Below are 21246 nucleotides of genomic sequence, written 5' to 3' on the forward strand. Positions count from 1 at the left end.
CAGGTCCGGAGGGCGCCCCGCCTCACGGCGTATAGAATCTCAGGTGGTCCGGCAAGCCGAAGGAAGTGCGGGTAGATGAAATCGAGCCGATGGAAGCGGATTGCCGCGACGCTGGCACTCGGACTCCTCGCATTCGTCGGCCTCGGCAGCTGGGCGGTCGCCTCTCCGGTCGGTGCGGCGCCCGACGACGACTTCCATCTCGTCAGCATCTGGTGCTCGTGGGGAGACCGTGACGGCCTCTGCGCGCCCGGCGACACCGAGCTCGAGCGGACCGTCTCCGAGCAGCTGAAGCGCTCGGCGGAGTGCTACGCCTTCGACTCCGACCAGGCCGCGTGCGAGCTGCCCGCCGACCGCACGCTCAGCACGCCCCGCGGCAACTTCTCGGGCATCTACCCTCCGGTCTTCTACACGGCGATGGGCGCGTTCGCGAGCCCCGACGTCACCGTCTCCACGATGCTGATGCGCCTCGCCAACGGGGCCCTCTTCGTCGGGGCGGTCACCGCGGTGCTCCTGCTCTCGCGGCCGGGGCAGCGGGGACCGCTCATCTGGAGCTCCGTCGTCACCCTCGTACCGCTCGGCGTCTTCATCATCCCGAGCGTGAACCCCAGCAGCTGGGCGGTGATCGCCGGGCTGACCGTGTGGGCCGCGACCACGGCCTACTTCACGGCGACGAGCCGGAAGAGACGTATCGCGCTGGCCATTCTCGCCGTCCTCCTCGTCATCATGGGAGCCGGCGCGCGGGGCGATGCAGCGGTCTACGTCTCCTTCGCGGCGGTCGTCGCGGCGATCCTGAGCTACCGGCCGAGCAAGGAGTGGTTCCGCCTCGCCGTGCTCCCGCTGATCCTCATCGTGGTCGGCGCGACCTTCTTCCTCTCCGCGGGCCAGGCCACGGGCGTCGCGACGTCGGGCGTCGCGACTCAGAGCTCTCCCGGCGCCGTCGACACCGCCGAGGTCGTGGAGGCCTCCCCGCTGAGTCAGATGTTCCAGAACCTCCGGGAGCTCCCCTGGCTGTGGTCGGGCAACCTCGGCACCTGGGGCCTGGGCTGGTTCGACACCATGATGCCGCCCCTCGTCTGGACGGCCATGCTCGGCATGTTCTGCGCGGTGCTCTTCGCGGGCCTCCGGTCCATGGACTGGCGCAAGGGGCTCGCCCTCTCCCTCTCGCTGCTCGCGCTCATCGCGATCCCGCTCTACGTGCTCTACGGGATGGGCGCCGCGGTCGGCGACGAGGTGCAGCCGCGATACCTCATGCCGCTGATGCTGGTCTTCGCGGGCGTCGCGCTGCACGGCGCCTCCCGCGACGACCTCGGCCTCACCTGGGTGCAGGCGGCGGTCGTGTTCTTCACGGTGACCGTCGCGAACTCGCTGGCCCTCCACACGAACCTGCGGCGCTACATCACGGGGCTCGACTACCTGGGGTTCAACCTGAACCACAACATGGAGTGGTGGTGGTCGATCCCGGTGCAGCCGATGACCGTGTGGTTCATCGGCAGCGCCTCCTTCGCGCTGCTGATGCTCGGACTGTACCTGCTCCTCTTCTCACGGCAGGGCCGGGAGATCATGCGCGGCAGCGAGGCGGTCGCCGGCGAGGCGGTCATCGCGAAGCCGGTCGGCACGGCGGAAGCGGCTCGCTGACCCCATGTCGAACAGAGCAGCACCGCCGCCGGCAGGGGCCTCCCGGTTGCGCGTCTCGGTCGCCCTCGGCACTCACAACGGCGAACGGTTCGTCGGCGAGCAGATCGAGTCGATCCTCGCCCAGACCCGTCCGGTCGACGAGATCGTGCTCTCGGACGACGCGTCGACGGATCGCACCGTGGAGATCGTCGAGGAGGCGGTGGCCGGGCGCCTGGCCGAGCACGGCTCTGCGCCCGAGCTGGTGGTGCTGCGCAACGATCCTCCGCTCAGGGTCACCAAGAACTTCGAGCAGGCGCTCCTGCGCACCACCGGCGACGTCGTCGCGCTCTGCGATCAGGACGACGTGTGGCATCCGCAGCGCGTCCAGCGGCTGGCGGCCTACTTCGACGACCCGCTGGATCCCGATGCGCTGCTCGTGTTCAGCAACGCGCGCCAGGTCGACGGCGCCGGAAGATCCCTGGGCCACGACCTCTTCGACGCGATCGCGATGAGCGCGACGGAGCGCGAGCTCCTCGAGTCCGGGCGCGCGTTCGACGCGTTCATGCGCCGCAACCTCGCCACCGGCGCCACCGTGATGCTGCGCCGCTCCCTCGTCGACGAGGCGGCGCCCTTCCCCGACACCTGGCTGCACGACGAGTGGCTCGCCGTCATCGCCGCCGCGCACGACGGGGTGCGGATGCACGACGAGCAGCTCACCGACTACCGCCAGCACGGCGGCAACCAGGTCGGCATGACGAAGATCGGGCTGGCGCGCAAGTTCAGGATGTTCGCCCAGCCGCGCACGGAGCGCAATCGCCGCCTGTACCTGCGAGCGCGCGAGCTGCCCGCCATGCTCGACGGGCTCGCCGGCGTGCCGCAGCGGTACCGTGCCGCGGCGCGCGAGAAGGTCGCCTTCGAGGAGGCCCGTCAGCGGTACCCGGAGGCCCGGCTGCGGCGGGCGATCCCGATCCTGCGTCAGCTGCGCCTCGGACGCTACGGCCGGTACGGCACCGGTCTGAAGGACGCGGTGCGCAACCTGCTGCAACCCGTGTAGCGACGGATTCCCCATCCCGATTCACTAGTCTGAAGGCATGCGCGTTCTTCTCACCGGCGGGGCCGGCTACATCGGCTCCCACACCGCACTGGTGCTGCTCGAGCGGGGGCACGAGGTCGTGGTGCTCGACGACTTCTCGAACAGCAGCACGGAGGCGATCAGGCGCGTCGAGGAGCTCGCGGGTCGCGGCATCCCGGTCGTCCGGGCCGACCTCGCCGACCGGGCGCACGCGATCGCCGCCCTGGACGGCGTCGACTTCGACGCCGCGATCCACCTCGCGGGCCTCAAGGCCGTCGGCGAGTCGGTGGAGCAGCCGATCCGCTACTACCGCGTGAACCTCGACTCGACGCTCGTGCTGCTCGAGCTGATGCGGGAGCGCGGGGTGACGAGGCTCGTCTTCAGCTCCTCCGCGACGGTGTACGGGGACCCGGCGTACCTGCCCCAGGACGAGGAGCACCCGGTCGGCGTCGGCCTGACCAACCCCTACGGCTGGTCGAAGGCCATGAACGAGCAGATCATCCGCGACGCCGGGGCCGCGTGGCCCGAACTCGGAGCCGTGCTGCTGCGCTACTTCAACCCGGTCGGGGCGCACCCCTCGGGCCGCATCGGCGAGGACCCGGCCGGAGTGCCGAACAACCTCATGCCCTTCATCGCGCAGGTGGCCGTGGGCAAGCGCGACCGGCTCAGCGTCTTCGGCGACGGGTACCCGACCGTCGACGGCACCGGGGTGCGCGATTACATCCACGTGATGGACCTCGCCGAAGGGCACGTGGCGGCCCTCGAGCACCTCTCGGCCGGCGTGACGGCCTACAACCTCGGATCGGGCGTGGGCTCGAGCGTCCTCGAGGTCGTGCGCGCGTTCGAGGAGGCCTCCGGGCGCTCCGTGCCCTACGCGATCGTCCCGCCGCGGGCGGGCGACGTCGCCGAGGTCGTCGCGGATCCGGCGAAGGCCAACGCCGAGCTGGGCTGGCGCACCACGCGCGGTCTCGCCGAGGCGTGCCGGGACTCGTGGGCGTGGCAGTCGGCGAACCCCGACGGCTACCGCGCGTAGGGCCGCTACTCCACGTCGAGGCGCGAGGCCAGGCTCCACACGGCGCGTGTCAGCTCGGGCACCTGCGCCGCGATCTCGCGCAGCAGCTCGAACTCGACCCGGTCTGCATCGCGCCGGTGCAGGTCGGCCTCGGGACCTCCCCGATGCGCGGCGAGGCGCGCGAGCCCGAACTCGGCGAGCCGGCCGCGCTCCTCGAGCATCTCGTCGCGCAGCGCCTGCACCACGAACTCGTCGACCGAGGGCATCTCGGAGATCGACGAGGCCGGATCCTCGCCCATGCGGCCGCGGTGCTCGAGCAGGGTGTTCCGCTCGAGACGGGCGTCGGCGCGCAGCCGGATCAGCCGCTCGGTGGTCAGGATCATGCGCCCGCTCCCGAGACGGTCTCGGCGGGTGCGGTCGCGCCGGCTCCGGCGGTCTCCGCGTGCGCCTCGCGCGGGATCGGGACCCGGCGCCACGGCAGCTTCCTCGGCTCCGCGTCCTGGGACGGCAGCTCGAAGTCGATGCGCGTCTTCACCGCCAGCATCACGAGCAGCAGCCAGCCCCACTCGATGAGCAGCCGGCTCTCGGTGAGCGACTGCACGAGGAGTGCGATCATCACGAGGAACGGCCACAGCGCCGACGTCGCGTAGGGCAGGGCCGGCCCGGGGCCGCGCCTCGGCTGATCGACGGCGCGGAACCAGGTGCGCCACAGCGTCAGCACGACGAGCGGTGCGAAGACCAGCACGCCGACGATCCCGAGCTGCAGCCAGACGTCGAGCCACGCGTTGTGCGCGCTCATCACCTGCAGGCCGGCCTTCTCGTCGAGCGAGGCGTACGGTTCGACCCACGGCGCCCAGTAGCTGATCCAGCCCCAGCCGAACCAGGGACGCTGCTGGGCGAGCTCGACGACCTTCTGCCAGGTCTCCAGGCGTCCGGTCATGTCGCCGCTCTTGCCGAGCAGTCCGAAGAGGAAGTCGCGCGCGAACACGGCGAGCAGGGCGGCGGCGGCCGCGATGCCGGCCCCGAGCGCGTAGAGCGGCATGCGCCGCTCCTGGCCGATGCGCCTGGCCCAGAGCGCGAAGCCCAGCCCGACGAACACCGCGGCCAGCGCCACCGTGACGGTCGCGCCGCGGGTGAGGAGCAGGGTCAGCAGCGACATCGTCACCCAGAACCAGCCGGCGAAGCGCCGCACGAGGCCGGCGCGGAGCTGGATCCCGAAGACGATGAGGCCGAGCAGGCCGATGAAGCCGAGGATCACGGAACTGCCGACGAGACCCTGGACGGGGCCGCCGGAGAGGAGGAGGTCGCGGCTCCAGTACAGCAGCTTCGGCGTCTCCCCGTCGGGCGCCTCGAGCCACCAGGGCAGCAAGGGGGCCTGCACGACGAGGGCGACCCAGAGCTCGAACGCGACGGAGAGGCCGATGAGATACCGCAGCGCCGACCCCAGCGTGCGCAGCACCTCGTGCCAGGTGAGCACCGCGGCGAGCGACACCGCCACCGCCGTCGTCACCAGCTGCGCGAGCACCCCGAGCGCGCTCTCGAGGCGGTAGGCCGACCACAGGATCGAGAGCGCCGCGAGCGCCAGGAACCAGTAGAGGGGAGAGGGCAGGCGATACCACCGGAAGCGCTCCGGCCGGAGCCTCACGGCCAGGACGACGCCGACGCTCGCGATCAGGAGCGCGAGCGCCAGGAACGCCGGCCAGCCCACGAGATTGCGCACCCCGTTGCTGCCGAGTGCGAAGACGAAGACGCAGATCGCGTACGCGCTCACGCCGAGTCTGGTTCTGCTCTCCGCCATAGTCGGTATGGTAGGGCATTGCGCCTTTACGACGTCCGTGACCGGACCTGCGGAGCGGGCTGCGGCGCCGGTCGCGGATCCGGCCGCAGAAGCCCCGCCAGACAGATGGAGCCCCCGTGCTGATCTTCATCGAGAACACGCCGCGCAGTTATGCGTGGGGGTCGCGCGACGCCCTGCCGCAGATGCTCGGCACGGCTCCGACGGGCGAGCCGCAGGCGGAGCTCTGGCTGGGGGACCATCCCGGCCATCCCGCGACGGTCGCGAAGGCGACGCCCGGTCAGCGCACGCTCATCGACCTCATCGAGAGCGATCCCGAGCGCTACGGAGTGGACGGCGGACATCTGCCGTTCCTCCTGAAGGTGCTCGCGATCGGTGCGCCGCTCTCGCTGCAGGTGCACCCCGACGCCGAGCAGGCCGCCGCCGGTTTCGCGGCGGAGGAGGCCGCGGGGGTCCCGCGCGACGCGAGGGAGCGCAACTACGGCGATCCTCGCCACAAGCCCGAGCTGCTGGTCGCGCTCGGCGAGGTCACCGCGCTGTGTGGGTTCCGGGATCTGGTCGAGGTGCGGCGGGATCTCTCGCGGATCGCGGCGCACGCTCCCGAGGGCGCGGCCCGCGACGCGCTGTACGACGCGGCGGATCGCCTCTCGGGGGGCGATCCGGAGGCCCTGCGCAGTGCGTTCCTCGCCTGGGTCTTCAGCGGCGAGCCGGGCCCGTCGGCGGCGCTGCGGGCGATCTCCGCAGCGGTGCGCGCCCCCGTCTCCGGCGAGGACGAGGCGCACTCCGCCCGTCTCACGGCCCTGCGCAACCTGACGGCGGCCCATCCCGGAGACCCCGGCATCCTGGTCTCCCTGCTGCTGCACCTCGTCCACCTCGCCCCCGGCGAGGCGGTGTATCTCGGCGCCAGGCAGCTCCACGCGTACCTCAGTGGCATCGGCGTTGAGGTGATGGCCTCATCCGACAACGTGCTGCGCGCGGGGCTGACGAGCAAGCACGTCGACATCGAGGAGCTCTGCCGCATCGTCGATCTGAGCGAGCTCGCGGATCCGAGGTTCCACGTGGAACTTCGCGGCCCGGGGCTCGTCGCGTGGCAGCCCGACGTGCCCGACTTCCGGCTGATGCGCGCGCGTCTGCGCGAGCCCGACGATCTCGCCTTCGCGCCCTCGGACAGCGCCGAGCAGGTCGTGCTCGACGCGCCCTTCCCGCTGGTGCTCATCGTGACCGAGGGGCGGGTCAGGGTCGAACGCCCGGCGGCCGAGCTGGCGGAGGTCGCGAGCGTGCGCCGCGGGCAGTCCCTCTACGTCTCGGCCGGCGAGGCGATCCAGCTGAGCGGCCGGGGCGAGGTCTTCCTGGCCACCGTCGGGGAGAGCTTCGCGTGCGAGTGATGCCGGCTCCTCGGCGGCCCTGAGGCGGGCCGAGGGCCGGGCTCGCGTCGCCCGACGGGCCCGGCCGTATCTCGATCCGGTTCCTCCCAGCGTGTCTTGCACCCTCAAGTCGTTATTGAGGGTTTAGACTTCCCAGCTTGACTTGAGCGAATCACACCGATGTAATTATCGGGACGCTTGTGCAGATCGCGCACTCGGAGAAGGGGGCTGGGTAACGTATGTCACGCCACGACGCGAACTCCTCGGTTCCCGGCAACTGGTTCGTCGACCCGGTGTTCCTCGGGGTCCCCGGCGTTCGTCAGCAGGAGGACGAAGCGCTCGCCTGGCAGGCGGACGCGCTGTGCGCCCAGACCGACCCCGAGGCCTTCTTCCCCGAGAAGGGCGGCTCGACCCGCGAGGCGAAGCGCATCTGCGAGAGCTGCGAGGTGCGATCCGAGTGCCTGGAGTACGCCCTGGCCAACGACGAGCGCTTCGGCATCTGGGGCGGGCTCTCCGAACGCGAGCGCCGCAAGCTGCGCCGCGAGGCGATGTAGCGCAACCCCCTTCGGCGCGACACCGATCGAGTTTTTCCCGGCGCCTGGCATGGCATCAGGGCGATGGCAGCCCGCGGGCATAAGCTTGGGCCCGATATGCGCACCAGAGTAACGGCCGTGCTGGTCGCCCATCGAGGCGGCGAGTGGCTAGACCAGACCATCGCGGGGATCGCCGCCCAGACCCGGCGTCCCGAGCGGCTCCTCGCGGTCGCCAACGGCGGCTCTCGCGACCTCACCGAGCAGCTGCGATCCGCCGCGCCCGAGCGCATCATCTCGGTGCCGGATCGCGTCTCGTTCGGCCGGGCCGTGCAGCACGCCGTCGAGACCATGCCCCGCGAGACGGGCGACACGAGCGAGACCGGGTCGATCGTCGAGGAGTGGATCTGGCTGCTCACCGAGGACTCCTGCCCCGAGCCCGAGGCGCTCGAGCGCATCCTCTCCATCGTGCAGCGCGCGCCCTCCGTCGCGATCGCCGGCCCGAAGCTCGTCGACTGGGACCGCCCCGAGCGCATCATCGAGCTCGGACAGAGCCTCACCCGCTACGGCAGCCGCTGGCTGCTGCGCAGGCAGGAGCTCGATCAGCAGCAGTACGACCACATGCAGGACGTGCTGGGCGTCGGGCCCGTGGGCATGCTGGTGCGGCGCGACGTCTGGGAGCAGCTCGGCGGATTCGACCCCGCACTGCCCGTCTACGACGACGGCCTCGACCTGAGCGTGCGCGCCCGCCTCGCCGGCTACCGCGTCGAGGTGGCTCCGGGATCCCGGGTCAGGTTCGCGCAGAGCGGGATCGCCGGCCCGCGGGTGGACCGTTCGCGCTCGGTGATGCGGGCCGCACATCGTCAGGGGCGCGCCTCCCATCTGCACCGGCGCATCGTCTACGCGCCCGCCCTCTTCGCGTTCTTCATGTGGCTCGGCCTGCCGCTGCTCGGCGTGGCCCGCGTCTTCTGGTCGCTGATCAGGGAGCAGCCCGGCCAGATGCTCGGCGAGTTCACCTCGGCGATGCGGGTGTTCTTCCATCCGGCTGCGATCATCGCGTCGCGTCGACGGATCAGACGCCACTCGAGCGCCGGCTGGGCGGCGATCCGGCCGCTGCGCGTCGACCCCAAGAGCGTGCGCACCGCGCGCATGATCGACCGCGAGGCCATTCTCGCGGCGCAGGGGCGACGCGCACCCGAGATCCACTTCATCTCGAGCGGCGGCCTCGCCGTGCTCATCGGGGCGGTCGTGCTCGCGGCGGCCCTCTGCTGGTGGACGCTCGCCCAGACGAGCCTCAGCGGCGGCGCGCTCGCCCCGCTCAGCCCGATCGGCGAGCTCTGGATGCACACGCGCACCATCGACGGGGTTCCCGCGGACCCCTTCGCCTGGGTGCTCGCGGTGCTGGGGACCCTCACCTTCTGGAATCCGTCCCACGCGGTCGTGCTGCTCTTCGTCGCCTCGATCCCGCTCGCGGCCCTCGGCGGCTGGATCTGGGCCGCGCAGCTCACCGGCTCCCGCGCGGGGAGGGCGCTGCTCGGCCTCGGCTGGGCGATCAGCCCGGTGCTGCTCGGCTCGCTCGACTCGGGGCGGCTGCCGACGCTGATCCTCGCGGTCGTGCTGCCCTGGCTGCTCCTCGCCGCCACGCGATGCCGTGAGTCCTGGAGCTGGGCCGGCACCGCCTCGCTGCTCGCCGCCGTCGCGCTGGCGTGCGCACCCGTCCTGATCCCCGCCGCGGTCGTGCTGCTGATCGTGGGCCTCTTCAGCTCGCTGCGCGGCGTCACGCGGGTGCTTGCGACGGCGATCGCCCCGGCCGTGCTGTTCGCGCCCAAGGCCGTGCAGCTCGTGCTGAACGGCCGCGCGCTCGACCTGCTGCTCGACCCCGGCATCACGCCCGACTACCAGCCGGGAACGGCATGGCACCTGCTCATCGGGTTCCCCGAGTTCGGGCTCGAGGGCTGGGCCGGGATCCTCGACGCCCTCGGCCTGGGCGGGCCGCCGGCCACGCTGCTGGTGGGCGTGCTGCTCGTGCCGATCGCGCTGCTCGGGCTGCTCGGCCTCTTCACCTCGCGCGTGCCGGTGACGATCCTGAACACCCTGCTCGGCGGGCTCGGCATGATCACGGCGCTCGCGGCGTCGCAGCTGCGACTCGTCACGGAGGGCGCCGTCAGCGTGCCGCTGTGGACTGGCTCGGGGCTCGCCCTCTTCTGGATCGCGCTCCTGAGCCTGGCAGCGGTCGGCTGCTCGGCCCTGCGCAGGGCCACGACGCCCGTCGCCGTGACGGCGCTCCTCGCCGCGGCGATCGCGGTCGCGCCGCTCGGGTTCCAGCTCGCCACCGCGAACACCGGGTTGCGGCCGGGAGCCGAGCAGATGCCCGCGCTCGTGCAGGCGGCCGGCGTCTCCGATCCCAGCCTCCGCACGCTGGTGCTGAGCGCCGAGGGCGAGCACGCGGTGCGCGCCCGGCTCGTCTCGGGCACCGGCCTCCGCCTCGACCAGCTGCGCACGGCCGCCAAGTCGACCGAGCCGACCGAGGAGGACCGCTGGGTCGCCGACCTCGTCGGCGGGCTCGCGAGCACCACCGACGCCGACCTCACCGAGGAGCTGCAGGAGCGGCACGTCGGCTTCGTGCTGCTGACGGCCGAGGGCGATCCCGGTGAGCGGGCCCAGCTGCAGTCGGTGTTCGACCAGCAGCGCGCGCTCACGAGCGCGGGCCAGACCGAGCACGGCCTGCTGTGGCGAGCCGAGATCGCGGACTCGGGCGCCGCCGCGGAGGACACGGGCGCCCGCCTCGCGGGCACCTCGCTGAGCAGCAGCACGCTGTGGTGGGCCCAGCTGATCGTGCTGCTCGGGATCGTGCTGCTCGCCCTGCCGACCGGGGAGGTCGTCGAACGGCCTCGCCGCCGCAAGCGGCCCTCCCGCCGGCGTCAGCGGGTGCCCGCGGCGGGCGCCGGCTCCGGCGGGGGCATCGGCGGCGCCGGGGATTCCGAGGTCGCCGGGAGCGACGGCCCGAGGTCCGAGGATCCCGGAGCCGCGGATCCCGGCCCCGAGAATCCCGGATCCGCGGATCCCGACCCCGAGAATCCCGGCGCCGACGCTCCCGGCGCGGCCGAGACCCTCTCGGGGGAGACCGACTCGGGCGTCGACGAACCCGCCCCCGACGGCGGGGCGGAGAACGGCGGGATCCATCCCGGGAACGCGAACGGAGGAACGCGATGAGCCAACGGTCCGAAGTGCTGCGGGTCGGCGTCCGGGCGACGGTCGGCCTGCTCGTGACGGGGATCGCCGCGACCGCGATCGTGCTGCTCGGCAACGTGCCGCTGCCCGGCGTCGAGCGCACGCCGCTCGCGATGACGGTCGACACGTCCCAGGACTCCGAGCGCACCTACGTCTGCGCGGGATCCTTCGCGGAGCTGGGCGCCGACCCGACGCGATCCGGCGTCGCCGTGCCCCTCGGCACCGCGGCCGTGACCATCGCGGGCGATCCGACGGAGACGACCGAGCTGGTTCGCCAGGAGGAGGGCGGCAGCGCGCCCGCCGTGGTGCAGGGGCCCGCCGACGCGCCGCTCGTCGCGGCTCAGACCCAGCGGCTCTCGACGCCCACGCTGAGCGGGCTCTCGGCGAGCGCCTGCACCGAGCCGGTGAACGAGCAGTGGCTCGTCGGCGGCAGCACCGCCGTCGGCGCCTCGAGCACGCTCAGCCTCGGCAACCCGGGCCAGGTGCCCGCCACCGCGCGGGTGACGGTGTACGACGCCGAGGGGCCGGTCGACGCCGGGCAGACGACGGGCGTGCTCGTGCCGCCGGGATCCGAGCGCACCGTGTCGCTGAACGGCTACGCCGCGGACCGGGAGCAGCTGGCCGTGCGGGTCGTGAGCACCGGGGCGACCGTCACGGCGACGATGGGCGTCAGCCAGATCGAGACCCTCGACCCCTTCGCGGTGGACACGGTGACGAGGCAGCTCGAACCGCAATCCACGCTCGTGATCCCCGGTGTGACCAACATCTACGACCACGTCGACAACCACGGCGACCAGGAGGGGGACTACTATCCGGTGCAGGTGCGCCTGCTCGCGCCGGACGCCTCCGGCCGGGCCACCGTGCGCGCGGTCGACAAGAAGGGCGAGAGCACCGAGCTCGGCAGCGTCGAACTGGAGGCCGGCGCGGTCGCGGAGCTGCGGCCCGAGCGGTGGCCGGAGGGGGCGAACGCCGTGATCGTGGAGGCCGACGTTCCCGTGGTGGGAGGGGTGCTCGGCACCGCCGTGAGGGACGAGGACCGCGACTACGCCTGGTTCGCGCCCGGCGGGGAGATCCCGGCCGAGACGCCGACGGCGGCGGCCGTCGTCTCGGGCGGCGGGCTCGTGCTCGTGAACCCGGGCGCCGAGGACGCCGAGGCGGAGATCGCGGAGGCGGGATCGGACGACGAGCCGCGAACGGTGAAGATCCCGGCGGGTGCGGCCGTGACGTCGCGGGCCCCGGCCTCCGCCGAGATCACGAGCACGGCCCCGATCTTCGTGGGAGTCCGCATGGCGCGCAACGGCATCGCCGGATACCCCGTGCTGCCCGCCGAGTCGCGCTCGGGAGAGCTGACGGTCTACACGCGATAGGGAGCCCCACGGGCTAGACTGGGCGGCATGTTCGGACGTGCGCGGAGGGGCTCCCGCGGAGGCGCTGGAGCGAGCGGCGGCGCCGGTGCGCCGGGCCGCGTCGGCGGCGCGTCGGGCCCGGCGCGCAGGCACGGCAGGCGCCCCATACGGTCGTCGCTCACGGGGCCGGGGTTGCCCGACCCCGACGGCCGCGTCGTGCGCTTCGAGGTCGACGCCCGGGCGACGGTCGAGCTGCTGCAGTCGGTCCTCCCGGAAGAGCTCGAGGGCGTGAACATCGGCTTCGCGACGGTCCCGGTCGCCGGGCTATCCGGCGCTCCGCGGCGCGTGTCCGCGGACGCGAGCACCCAGCCCATGTACTACTCCGTGGATCGCGGCGCCCGCACCATCATGCTCTACCGCATGCCGATCCAGCGCGCGCCCGTGCTGCACGTCGACGACCCCGATCATCGCCGCTTCTTCGTGCAGCACTGCGTCTACCGCGCGGTCTGCGACTACCTGGGCCGCGAGCCGTGGGAGCTGCTGCCGGGCCGGTTCGACCACTACTGACCCCGACGGGGCGCCGCTCGGGCGGCGAGCAGGGAATGCGGCCATAATGGTGGCATGAGCGCTCGCATTCTGGTGGTTGACGACGACAGGGCTCTGGCCGAGATGCTCGGCATGGTCCTCGAGGGGGAGGGGTTCAGCACCGAGCAGTCCGCCGACGGGGCCGAGGCGGTCGAGAAGTTCCGCAAGATGCGCCCCGATCTCGTGCTGCTCGACGTCATGCTGCCGGGCCTCGACGGCATCGAGGTGTGCTCGCGCATCCGGGCCGAATCGGGCACGCCCATCATCATGCTCACCGCCCGCACCGACACGACCGACGTCGTGCGCGGGCTCGAGGCCGGCGCCGACGACTACGTGGTGAAGCCGTTCAACCCGGCCGAGCTCGTCGCGCGGATCCGCGCCCGCCTGCGCGAACCGCAGCAGGAGGTCGTCGAGACCCTGCGCATCGGCGACCTCGACATCGACGTCGCCGCGCACGAGGTGCGGCGGGGCTCCCAGCTGATCCCGCTCACGCCGCTCGAATTCGATCTGCTGGTGATCCTGGCGCGCAAGCCGCAGCAGGTGTTCACGCGGGAGGTGCTGCTCGAGAAGGTCTGGGGGTACCAGTACAAGGCCGACACCCGCCTCGTGAACGTGCACGTGCAGCGGCTGCGCGCCAAGATCGAGCAGGATCCCGATCACCCCACGATCGTGACGACCGTCCGCGGCGTCGGCTACCGCGCCGGCGCCCCGAGCGACTGACCCGCTGCCAGACCCGCACCATGTCATCCCCGCACGGCCGCTCGCGTCTCGGACTGAGACTGCGCCGTCTCCACCTGCGCTGGGTGCGGATCAGCCAGCCGCTGCTGGGGCCGTTCCGGGCGCGCTGGCGGCGGTCGCTGATGCTGCGCACGATGGCGATCACGGCGCTCATCACGGGGTTCATGATCCTCGTCTCGGGCATCTACCTGCTGACCAGCATCGGCGACGACCTCTACTCCTCGCGGCGCGATCGGGCGCTCCAGGACTCGGCGCGCGCGACCCTCGCCGCGCAGCGGGAGATCGACGCCTTCGACACCACCGACCGCGGCGGCATCTCGTCGCTCTTCACCTCCGTGCGGCAGACGGTGCAGAACACCTCCGAGAGCTCGATGATCTACGTGCGCCGGCAGCCCGGCCAGGCCCCGTTCTCGGAGGGCAGCGACGACTTCATGACCTCGTCCACGCTCGTGAAGTCGGTGACCCCCGACCTCGCGGCGGCCGTCGCCTCGGGCGAGGAGGAGCAGTACTGGCAGCCCGTGGCGATCCAGAACGAGACGGAGGGCACCTCCGGCCCCGGGATCGTGGTCGCCTCGAGCCTGAGCTTCCCCTCGGGCGCCGGCACCTACGACCTCTTCATCGGCTACGACCTCACCGACACCCAGGACACGCTCGGGTTCATCCAGCGCACGCTCGCGATCGCGGCCATCATCCTCATGCTGTTCATCGGCGTGCTTGTGTGGACCATGTCGCGCATCGTGTTCCGCCCCATCCGAGCCGCCGCCGACACCAGCAGGCGCCTCGCCTCCGGCGAGAGCGAGGCCCGCATGTCGATGCAGAACGACGAGCACTTCGACGAGATGTCGGTGAACTTCAACGACATGGCCGACACCCTGCAGGCCCGGATCCAGGAGCTCGACCACCTCTCGGAGATGCAGCAGCGGTTCGTCTCCGACGTCTCGCACGAGCTCCGCACCCCGCTCACCACGATCCGCCTCGCCTCCGAGGTGCTGCGCGGTCAGAGCGACGGCCTCGAACCCGCGCAGGCCAGGGCCGTCGAGGTGCTCGGCACCCAGGTCGACCGCTTCGAGGTGCTGCTCGGAGACCTCCTCGAGATCTCGCGCTACGACGCGGGACGGGTGACGCTCGAGACCGAGCCGACGAACCTCGTGAAGCTCGTGCAGGGCGTCGTCGACGGGCTGCAGCCGCTCTCGGCCAGCCTGATCGAGGTGCGACCGCTCGGCGGCTACGCCCCCGTCGACGTCGACGCGAGGAGGATCCGGCGGATCGTCTCGAACCTCGTCGGCAACGCGGTCGAGCACGGCGAGGGGCACCCCATCGTCGTCACCATCGACTCGAACGCGGCGGCCGTGGCGATCTCGGTGCGCGACTGGGGCGTCGGCATGCGGACCGAGGACGTCGAGCACGCCTTCGACCGGTTCTGGCGCGCGGACCCCTCGCGCAAGCGCACCCTCGGCGGCACCGGGCTCGGGCTGGCGATCGCGCGGGAGGACGCCGCCGTGCACGGAGGCCTGCTCGAGGCGTGGTCGCGACCGGGCGAGGGGTCGAACTTCCGGCTCACCCTGCCCCGCGGCGACGACACGGCCGAGTTCGTGTCGCCGCTGCCGCTGATCCCCGAGGACGTCGTGGTCGAGAGCGGGGATCCGCAGGCCACCGGGGGCTGGCTGCGGCGCCCCAAGCGCAGGGTATCGAAGGCGAGGAAGCCATGACGCAACGGCGACCGAACGGCGGATGGCGCCGAGGATCCCGGATCGCGGCGACCTCGGCGCTCGCCGCGGCACTGCTCACGGGCTGCCAGGCGATCCCAGACTCCGGGCCCGTCGAGGCGGGCCTCTCCTCCCTCCGTCAGGCGGATCAGCCGGTGCTCTTCGTGCCGAACGGCCCGAGGGAGGGCGACAGCCAGGCCGACATCGTGCGCAACTTCGTGCGGGCGGGCTCGTCGAACACCGACGACTACGCGATCGCGCGCGAGTTCCTGACCCCCGACTACGCCGAGCAGTGGGACCCGTTCGCCGGGGTGCTCGTCGACGAGGGCACGAGGCCCTATCGGACGACCGAGGACGACGTCGGCGTGCTCTCGCTCTCGGCGACGGCCTCCGTGAGCGCCGGGGGCGTGCTCACCCCCATCGCCCCGGGGCCGACGACGGAGGTGCGTTTCGAGCTCGAGCAGGTGGACGGGGAGTGGCGCATCTCCTCGGCGCCGACCGGGATCATCCTGGATCGCGACACCTTCTCGGCGGTCTGGTCGGCCCATCAGCTCTACTTCCTCGGCGCGGACGACGTGCTCGTGCCGGAGACGCGGTGGTTCCTGAACCGGTCGACCAAGGCCACGAGGATCGTCAACGAGCTCATCGAGGGCCCGGCGCCGAGCATGCGGGAGTCGCTGCGCACCGCGTTCCCCGCCGGAACGCACCTCGTCTCGCCCTCCGTGCCCATCTCGGAGGGTACGGCGCGCATCGACCTCTCCTCTGAGATGCTCGAGGCCGGCGACGAGGAGCAGGAGGACCTCCTGCGTCAGCTCTCCGCGAGCCTCCAGGCGGTGTCGAACGTCAGCCGCTACGAGCTGCTCGCCGACGGCGCGTCCGTCGCCTCCGAGTTCGTCGGCAGAAGCGATGAGGCGCCCCGGGGCGCCGAGGCCTCCGGCACCGCGGTGATGCGCGACGGGGCCTTCGGGCTCCTCGCATCGGGCGACATCGAGCCGGTTCCCGGGCTGAGTGAGAAGATCGCCGGGGCGAACCCCTCCGCGGTCGTGCTCGATCGGAGCCTCACGGGGGCGGCCGTGCGGAACGGCGAGGGGACGTACTGGGTCACGGAGACCGAGTCCGTCCTCGTCGACGGGCGGTCCGGTCAGCTCGACCCGACCGTCGACCCGTTCGGCTACGTGTGGACCTCCCCCGTCGGCGGCACCGCGCAGATGCTCGCCACCCTGCCGGGGAGCGGCGCGCAGGCCGTCGCGACCCCCTGGTTGGCGGGCCGCGACACGGCGGCGATCCGGATCTCGCCGGACGGCAACCGCATCGCGGCGCTCGTCTCCGAGCAGGATCTCAGCGCCGTGCTGGTCGCCGGGATCGTCCGCGACGAGCAGGGCGCGCCGGTGGCGACGGAGGACGAGGCCGTCGTGCAGCTGTGGACGACGGGGGAGCCCATCGACTTCGACTGGATGGACGAGCAGCGCTTCGCCGTGCTCACGAGCGCCGGGACCGGCAGCCGGGCCACCATCGGCGGTCCCGGCGTCTTCGCTACAGAGGCGGGCTCGGTGCAGGGCGGGGCGAAGATCAGCGGCGACGGCAACCGCTCGCAGCTGCGGGTGCTGAGCGAGGACGGCACGCTGTTCGCGCCCCAGGGCAGCGGGTGGCAGCCGCAGGAGACCGGCGTCGACCTGCTCGCGAAGCTGGACTAGGAGCCGGCCTCGGCGTGTTCGGCTCGCTCCGGATCGAGTGCGCCGGATGCCCCCTCCTGCACCTCGCCGGGGATCTCGCCCTCGGAGATCTCGGGCGGCTCGAAACCGAGCTGCTCGAGGCTGCGCAGCCCCTCGCCGTCCCCGCCGGTCCGCAGCTCGTGCATCAGCTCGGCCTGCTCCATGTCCAGCTGCGCTGAGGGTCGGAGTTCGCCGAAGGTCGCCCGGTAGGCGTCGGCGGTGCGCTCGGGCATGGTGTGCACGGCGCCCGGGACGTCGCGGATCTCGCAGCTGATCCCGTACAGGGCGGCGTAGCGGCAGATGCGCTTCGAGGAGACCTCGTCGTTCACCATGTAGTCCCTGCCGGGCGGAGCGGTGCCGAGATACAGCACGGTGGGCAGCGGCTCCACCATCCGGCTCTCCTCCGCGATCGTGCGGAGCGCTCCGTCGAGATCGGCGTTGGCGATGGCGAACGCCTGGTCGACGAGCAGCCACGTGCCCGGCAGCCGGGGGCGGCCGACGTAGTCCTTCGCGATCCCGAGCACCTCGACGAAGTTCGAGGCCCGGGTGCCGAGGTCGCCGTCTGAGTACCGATCCCGCATGAAGTACACCTCGCCGATGAAGCGCAGGAACGTCGAGTACTGCGCCCCCGGCACGCGGGCGAAGGTCTGGGCGAACTCGAGCTCCTTCTTCTGGTGCGGGCGCAGCCCGTCGAGCCCGTCGGGCGTGGAGACGAGCGTGATGTTGCGCACCGTCACCTCGGGCGATCCGGCGAGGTAGGCGGCGACCTCGAGGTCGATGATGCCGCCCATGCTGTAGCCCACGAGCGCGAGGTCCGTCACGCCCCGCTCGTGCGCGAGGTCGAGGATGAGCTCACCGATGCGCTCGGATGCGAGCGGGGCGTTGCCGTAGCTCACCGACCAGGTCTCCCCGTCCAGGATCTCCTTGTAGCCGGCGGCGAGCGTGTCGGAGAGGTGATCGGCGTCGTAGGTGCCGAAGCCGTCGAAGAAGACGACGGCCGACGAGTCGTGCGCGGGATCGGCGGGCTCGCCGTGCACGTTCACGGAGATCTCGGCGGCCTCCCGCTTCTCGAGGTTCGCCCGCACGTCGGTCTGATAGGCCCAGACGAGGGTGATGAGCACGAGGAGCAGCGTCTGCACCGTGATGAGGCGTCGCCGACGTCGCCGGGCCTTCCGTTCGAGAAGCGCGGGGAGGTCGGGGCTGGATCGCGTGCTCGGCATCTGCTTTCGGACTGGGGTCACGGGGCGTCCGCACCGGTGCGCCGGTGCAGATCTTCGATTCTACGGCGGCGCCGCGGTCGAGCCTGGGAGCCGCCGGCAGAGCGCGTTCGCGCCCCGAGTCGGGTCATCCCTGTGGAGAACCGCGAATGGTCCCGGAGAGGGGCGCAGACTGACGGCGTGGGTGCGGAACAGGGTGCGGTGCGCGGCTCCGCGCGCGGTGCGGTGCGCGGCGAGGCGCCGATCCGAGCGCTGCTGCACGATCTCGCGGCGCTCGTGTGGCCGACCTGCTGCGTCGCCTGCGGGGCTCCCGACCGGGACTGCTGCGCGGCCTGCCTCGCCGAGGTCCGCGCGCCGGTCGACCTGCTGCGCCGTGAGCTGCCCGGGCCGTCGCACGGGCCGGTCGCGTGGGCGGCCGGCCCGTACGAGGGTCCCGTGCGCTCGATGCTCGTCGCTCTGAAGCACGGAGGCCGCACCGGGTTCGCTCGGGATCTCGGCAGGCGGCTCGGCGCCCCGATCGCCGCGGCGCTCGAACTCGCGAGCGGCGGGCCGCCTCCCGTGGTCGTGACGGTGCCCTCCCGACCGGGGCGGGTGCGCGAGCGGGGATTTCGGCACGTCGAGGTGCTCGTCGACGCCGCGCTCCGAGGCCTCCGCGCGGAGAGGCCGGGAAGCCGCGTCCGGAGGATGCGGGCGCTGCGGACGCTGCGAGGGCGCTCCAGCCAGGTCGGCCTCACGGCCGACGAGCGCCGGCGCAACGCGGAGCTGGTGGCCGTCCGCTCCCGGCTGGCCGCTGCGCTGCGGGGGAGGGAGGTGGTCCTCGTCGACGACGTCATCACGACCGGAGCCACCGTCGCCGCGGCCCGCCGGGCGCTCGAGCGGGCGGGAGCGCGAGTGCTCGCGGTCGCGGCCCTCTGCGAGGTGCGCCGCTCGACACACCCGAACGTGTGAACTTCGTCGGAGGAGTGGCACCGTCCGCTTTCGAGGCGATACAGTTCGTGAAAGGCGTGACGGTGCGCCCCTCAGAGGCCACCCGCCTGAGTCACCAGGGAGGTCACCATGGACGTGAACATCCGCGGACGGAATGTCGGTATCACCGATCGCTTCGAGAACTACGTGGACTCGAAGACCGAGAAGGTGGCGGGGCTGCTGCCCAAGGCGCAGTCGTTCGAGGTGCGTGTTTCGCGACTCAGCGATCGCAGTCCGCAGAACGGGGATCGCGTCGAGATCACCGTGATCGGCCCGGGCCCGGTGATCCGCGCCGAGTCCACGGGCGGCGACAAGTACTCCGCGTTCGATGTCGCGTACGGCCGGGTGCTCGAGCGCATCCGCCGCATGAAGGACAGGCGCAAGGTGTCCAAGGGGCGGGGCCTGACCTCGCTGAGCCAGGCGGCGGCGGGCGACTTCGGCGGCGTCGACATCACGCCGGCGTCGGTCGAGACCCTGCAGGCGGTCGCCACCGGTGCGATCCCCGTCGCGGGATCCGAGGAGAACGAGGAGCAGTACAGCCCCGTCGTCATCCGCACCAAGGAGTTCCCCGCGGAGAAGCTCTCGGTCGATGAGGCCGTCGATCAGATGGAGCTGGTCGGCCACGACTTCTTCCTCTTCGTCGACGTCGAGACCAGCAAGCCGAGCGTCGTCTACCGGCGCAAGGGCTGGAACTACGGCGTCATCTCGCTCTTCGAGGGGTAGCGTCGGCGAGGCCGGCGCCGAACCGTCGGCCGAGACGGGAACGGGGCCGATCCGTGCGGATCGGCCCCGTTCGTCGTGTCACGACCTCCGGCTCACGTGTTCTCGTGCGAGTCGGTCGCGGGCTCGACCGCTCCCTGCGCGTAGCCGTCGCGAAGGATCTGGCCGAGGCCTGCGTCGACGTTCGTCCAGTACTGGAAGAAGCGCTCGCGGATCTCATCGATCGTGATCGCCTGCGCCTGGCCGCCGAGCACCTGGTGGAAGCCCTCCCGCTCCTCGGGGGAGAAGACCTCGCGGTAGAGGATGCCGGGCTGCACGAAGTCGCCGTCGTCGCTGCGCAGCGTGGAGGCGGTGCGCACCAGCTCGCCGTCCGACTCCCAGCTCGCCTCGACGCCGGCCTGCGGGTCGGCGGCCGGTCCGCCGTCGCCGCCGAACGAGTTCGGGTGGTAGACGCGGTGGGCGGCCGGCGGGAAGTGGTACTGCATGTTGCCCTGGTGCATGTAGTTGTCCACCTCGGCGGCATGCGGCTGGTTGACCGGCAGCTGGTTGAAGTTGGTGCCGATCCGGTGGCGCTGCGCGTCGGGGTAGGAGAACACCCTGGCCATGAGCATCTTGTCGGGCGAGATGCCGGTGCCGGGCACCTGGTTGCCGGGCGAGAAGGCGGCCTGCTCGATCTCGGCGAAGAAGTTGACCGGGTTGCGGTTCAGCGTGAAGGTGCCGACCTTGATGCGCGGGTAGTCCTTCTTCGACCAGGTCTTGGTGAGGTCGAAGGGGTTGAAGCGGTAGGTCTTCGCCTCCTCGTACGGCATGACCTGTACGTAGACGTCCCACGACGGGTAGTCGCCGGCCGCGATCGAGTCGAAGAGGTCGCGACGGTAGAAGTCGGCGTCCTCGCCGGCGATGCGCTCGGCGTCGGCGGGGGACATGGGCTCGACGCCCTGCTGGGAGATGAAGTGGTACTTCACCCAGAAGCGCTCGCCGTCGGCGTTGATCCACTGGTAGGTGTGCGATCCGTAGCCGTTGAGGTGGCGCCAGGTCTTCGACAGGCCGCGCGGGCCCATCAGATAGGTGACCTGGTGGGCCGACTCGGGCGAGAGGGTCCAGAAGTCCCACTGCATGTCGGAGTCGCGCAGGCCGGAGTCGCCGAGGCGCTTCTGCGAGTGGATGAAGTCGGGGAACTTCATCGCGTCGCGGATGAAGAAGGTCGGGGTGTTGTTGCCGACGATGTCGAGGTTGCCCTCGGTCGTGTAGAAGCGCAGGGAGAAGCCGCGCACGTCGCGCCAGGTGTCGGGGGAGCCCTGCTCGCCGGCGACGGAGGAGAAGCGGATCAGGGTCTCGCTCTTCGCGCCGGGCTGGAACACCGCCGCGCGGGTGTACTGCGAGACGTCCTCGGTGACGACGAACTCGCCGAAGGCGCCTGCGCCCTTGGCGTGGGGGTTGCGCTCCGGCACGCGCTCGCGGTTGAAATGCGCGAGCTTCTCGACGAGGTAGCGGTCGTGGAGCACGGTGGGGCCGTTGGCGCCGACGGTGAGGGAGTGCTCATCGCTGGCGATCGGCGTACCGGTCTCGGTCGTGGTCAGCTTTTGCTCGGACATAGTGTCCTTTCTCTGGGAGTGGGTGGGAGTGTGTGAGTCTGGT

The 21246-nt window shown here is 71.7% G+C and carries 17 protein-coding genes; 13 read left to right on the forward strand and 4 right to left on the reverse strand.

Annotated elements, in window-relative coordinates:
* The first annotated feature begins 75 nt into the window (after positions 1-75).
* From JD276_RS01380 to galE, 3 genes are read left to right on the forward strand one after another with little or no spacing between them, the layout of a single operon-like run.
* The gene (locus tag JD276_RS01380; RefSeq protein WP_200112997.1) at positions 76-1635 is read left to right on the forward strand and encodes a DUF2142 domain-containing protein; all 1560 of its coding nucleotides are present in this window, start codon (positions 76-78) and stop codon (positions 1633-1635) included.
* A gap of 4 nt (positions 1636-1639) precedes the next feature.
* Positions 1640-2668 carry a glycosyltransferase family 2 protein gene (locus JD276_RS01385; protein WP_200113000.1) on the forward strand — a complete coding sequence of 343 codons (1029 nt, stop codon included), beginning with the start codon at positions 1640-1642 and terminating at the stop codon, positions 2666-2668.
* Between the two features lie 37 nt (positions 2669-2705).
* On the forward strand, positions 2706-3719 hold the full coding sequence (gene galE / locus JD276_RS01390; RefSeq protein ID WP_200113002.1) for a UDP-glucose 4-epimerase GalE: 1014 nt from the start codon (positions 2706-2708) through the stop codon (positions 3717-3719).
* A 5-nt stretch (positions 3720-3724) separates the two neighbouring features.
* Here galE and JD276_RS01395 read toward each other — a convergent pair whose 3' ends face one another.
* Both JD276_RS01395 and JD276_RS01400 read right to left on the reverse strand, forming a co-directional pair.
* Positions 3725-4081 carry a hypothetical protein gene (locus tag JD276_RS01395; protein WP_200113004.1) on the reverse strand — a complete coding sequence of 119 codons (357 nt, stop codon included), beginning with the start codon at positions 4079-4081 and terminating at the stop codon, positions 3725-3727.
* A complete protein-coding gene (locus JD276_RS01400) occupies positions 4078-5496 on the reverse strand; it encodes an O-antigen ligase family protein (protein WP_200113006.1) in 1419 nt (472 codons plus the stop codon). The genes JD276_RS01395 and JD276_RS01400 overlap by 4 nt, the downstream gene beginning before the upstream one ends.
* Positions 5497-5612: 116 nt before the next feature.
* Between JD276_RS01400 and manA the strand changes: the two genes are divergently transcribed.
* The 8 genes from manA (at position 5613) to JD276_RS01440 (ending at position 16687) form a co-directional block, all read left to right on the forward strand.
* Complete coding sequence (gene manA / locus JD276_RS01405) at positions 5613-6878, forward strand: mannose-6-phosphate isomerase, class I (RefSeq protein WP_200113008.1); 1266 nt, start codon at positions 5613-5615, stop codon at positions 6876-6878.
* Positions 6879-7096: 218 nt separating this feature from the next.
* Positions 7097-7411, forward strand: a complete 315-nt coding sequence (locus JD276_RS01410; protein WP_200113010.1) for a WhiB family transcriptional regulator — start codon at positions 7097-7099, stop codon at positions 7409-7411.
* Between the two features lie 96 nt (positions 7412-7507).
* A complete protein-coding gene (locus JD276_RS01415) occupies positions 7508-10600 on the forward strand; it encodes a glycosyltransferase family 2 protein (RefSeq protein ID WP_200113012.1) in 3093 nt (1030 codons plus the stop codon).
* A complete protein-coding gene (locus JD276_RS01420) occupies positions 10597-11985 on the forward strand; it encodes a DUF5719 family protein (RefSeq protein WP_200113015.1) in 1389 nt (462 codons plus the stop codon). The genes JD276_RS01415 and JD276_RS01420 overlap by 4 nt, the downstream gene beginning before the upstream one ends.
* 27 nt (positions 11986-12012) lie before the next feature.
* Entirely contained in the window at positions 12013-12531 is a 519-nt protein-coding gene (locus JD276_RS01425) for a hypothetical protein (RefSeq protein WP_200113017.1), read from the forward strand.
* 54 nt (positions 12532-12585) lie between these two features.
* The gene (mtrA, locus tag JD276_RS01430) at positions 12586-13269 is read left to right on the forward strand and encodes an MtrAB system response regulator MtrA (protein WP_200113019.1); all 684 of its coding nucleotides are present in this window, start codon (positions 12586-12588) and stop codon (positions 13267-13269) included.
* Positions 13270-13289: 20 nt separating this feature from the next.
* Entirely contained in the window at positions 13290-14996 is a 1707-nt protein-coding gene (gene mtrB / locus JD276_RS01435) for an MtrAB system histidine kinase MtrB (RefSeq protein ID WP_200113021.1), read from the forward strand.
* Complete coding sequence (locus tag JD276_RS01440) at positions 14993-16687, forward strand: LpqB family beta-propeller domain-containing protein (RefSeq protein ID WP_200113023.1); 1695 nt, start codon at positions 14993-14995, stop codon at positions 16685-16687. The genes mtrB and JD276_RS01440 overlap by 4 nt, the downstream gene beginning before the upstream one ends.
* Here the strand turns inward: JD276_RS01440 and JD276_RS01445 are convergent.
* Positions 16684-17946 carry a lipase family protein gene (locus JD276_RS01445; protein WP_200113025.1) on the reverse strand — a complete coding sequence of 421 codons (1263 nt, stop codon included), beginning with the start codon at positions 17944-17946 and terminating at the stop codon, positions 16684-16686. The two genes, JD276_RS01440 and JD276_RS01445, sit on opposite strands and share 4 nt — an antisense overlap.
* A 156-nt stretch (positions 17947-18102) precedes the next feature.
* On the opposite strand from JD276_RS01445, the gene JD276_RS16260 reads away from it, so the two are divergent.
* A complete protein-coding gene (locus tag JD276_RS16260) occupies positions 18103-18870 on the forward strand; it encodes a ComF family protein (protein WP_200113027.1) in 768 nt (255 codons plus the stop codon).
* A gap of 108 nt (positions 18871-18978) precedes the next feature.
* The gene (gene hpf / locus JD276_RS01455) at positions 18979-19611 is read left to right on the forward strand and encodes a ribosome hibernation-promoting factor, HPF/YfiA family (protein WP_200113029.1); all 633 of its coding nucleotides are present in this window, start codon (positions 18979-18981) and stop codon (positions 19609-19611) included.
* Between the two features lie 92 nt (positions 19612-19703).
* Here the strand turns inward: hpf and JD276_RS01460 are convergent, their stop codons facing one another.
* The gene (locus JD276_RS01460; RefSeq protein ID WP_200113031.1) at positions 19704-21203 is read right to left on the reverse strand and encodes a catalase; all 1500 of its coding nucleotides are present in this window, start codon (positions 21201-21203) and stop codon (positions 19704-19706) included.
* Positions 21204-21246: the final 43 nt, after the last annotated feature.

It is taken from the genome of Leucobacter chromiisoli (assembly GCF_016522505.1).
GTDB classification, from domain to species: domain Bacteria; phylum Actinomycetota; class Actinomycetes; order Actinomycetales; family Microbacteriaceae; genus Leucobacter; species Leucobacter chromiisoli.

What these genes read in the sequence shown, in the direction of transcription:
- JD276_RS01380 (WP_200112997.1), top strand. Translation starts at nt 76, where the DNA reads ATGAAATCGAGCCGATGGAAGCGGATTGCCGCGACGCTGGCACTCGGA.
- JD276_RS01385 (WP_200113000.1), top strand. Translation starts at nt 1,640, where the DNA reads ATGTCGAACAGAGCAGCACCGCCGCCGGCAGGGGCCTCCCGGTTGCGC.
- galE (WP_200113002.1), top strand. Translation starts at nt 2,706, where the DNA reads ATGCGCGTTCTTCTCACCGGCGGGGCCGGCTACATCGGCTCCCACACC.
- JD276_RS01395 (WP_200113004.1), bottom strand. Translation starts at nt 4,081, where the DNA reads ATGATCCTGACCACCGAGCGGCTGATCCGGCTGCGCGCCGACGCCCGT.
- JD276_RS01400 (WP_200113006.1), bottom strand. Translation starts at nt 5,496, where the DNA reads ATGGCGGAGAGCAGAACCAGACTCGGCGTGAGCGCGTACGCGATCTGC.
- JD276_RS01410 (WP_200113010.1), top strand. Translation starts at nt 7,097, where the DNA reads ATGTCACGCCACGACGCGAACTCCTCGGTTCCCGGCAACTGGTTCGTC.
- JD276_RS01415 (WP_200113012.1), top strand. Translation starts at nt 7,508, where the DNA reads ATGCGCACCAGAGTAACGGCCGTGCTGGTCGCCCATCGAGGCGGCGAG.
- JD276_RS01420 (WP_200113015.1), top strand. Translation starts at nt 10,597, where the DNA reads ATGAGCCAACGGTCCGAAGTGCTGCGGGTCGGCGTCCGGGCGACGGTC.
- JD276_RS01425 (WP_200113017.1), top strand. Translation starts at nt 12,013, where the DNA reads ATGTTCGGACGTGCGCGGAGGGGCTCCCGCGGAGGCGCTGGAGCGAGC.
- mtrA (WP_200113019.1), top strand. Translation starts at nt 12,586, where the DNA reads ATGAGCGCTCGCATTCTGGTGGTTGACGACGACAGGGCTCTGGCCGAG.
- mtrB (WP_200113021.1), top strand. Translation starts at nt 13,290, where the DNA reads ATGTCATCCCCGCACGGCCGCTCGCGTCTCGGACTGAGACTGCGCCGT.
- JD276_RS01440 (WP_200113023.1), top strand. Translation starts at nt 14,993, where the DNA reads ATGACGCAACGGCGACCGAACGGCGGATGGCGCCGAGGATCCCGGATC.
- hpf (WP_200113029.1), top strand. Translation starts at nt 18,979, where the DNA reads ATGGACGTGAACATCCGCGGACGGAATGTCGGTATCACCGATCGCTTC.
- JD276_RS01460 (WP_200113031.1), bottom strand. Translation starts at nt 21,203, where the DNA reads ATGTCCGAGCAAAAGCTGACCACGACCGAGACCGGTACGCCGATCGCC.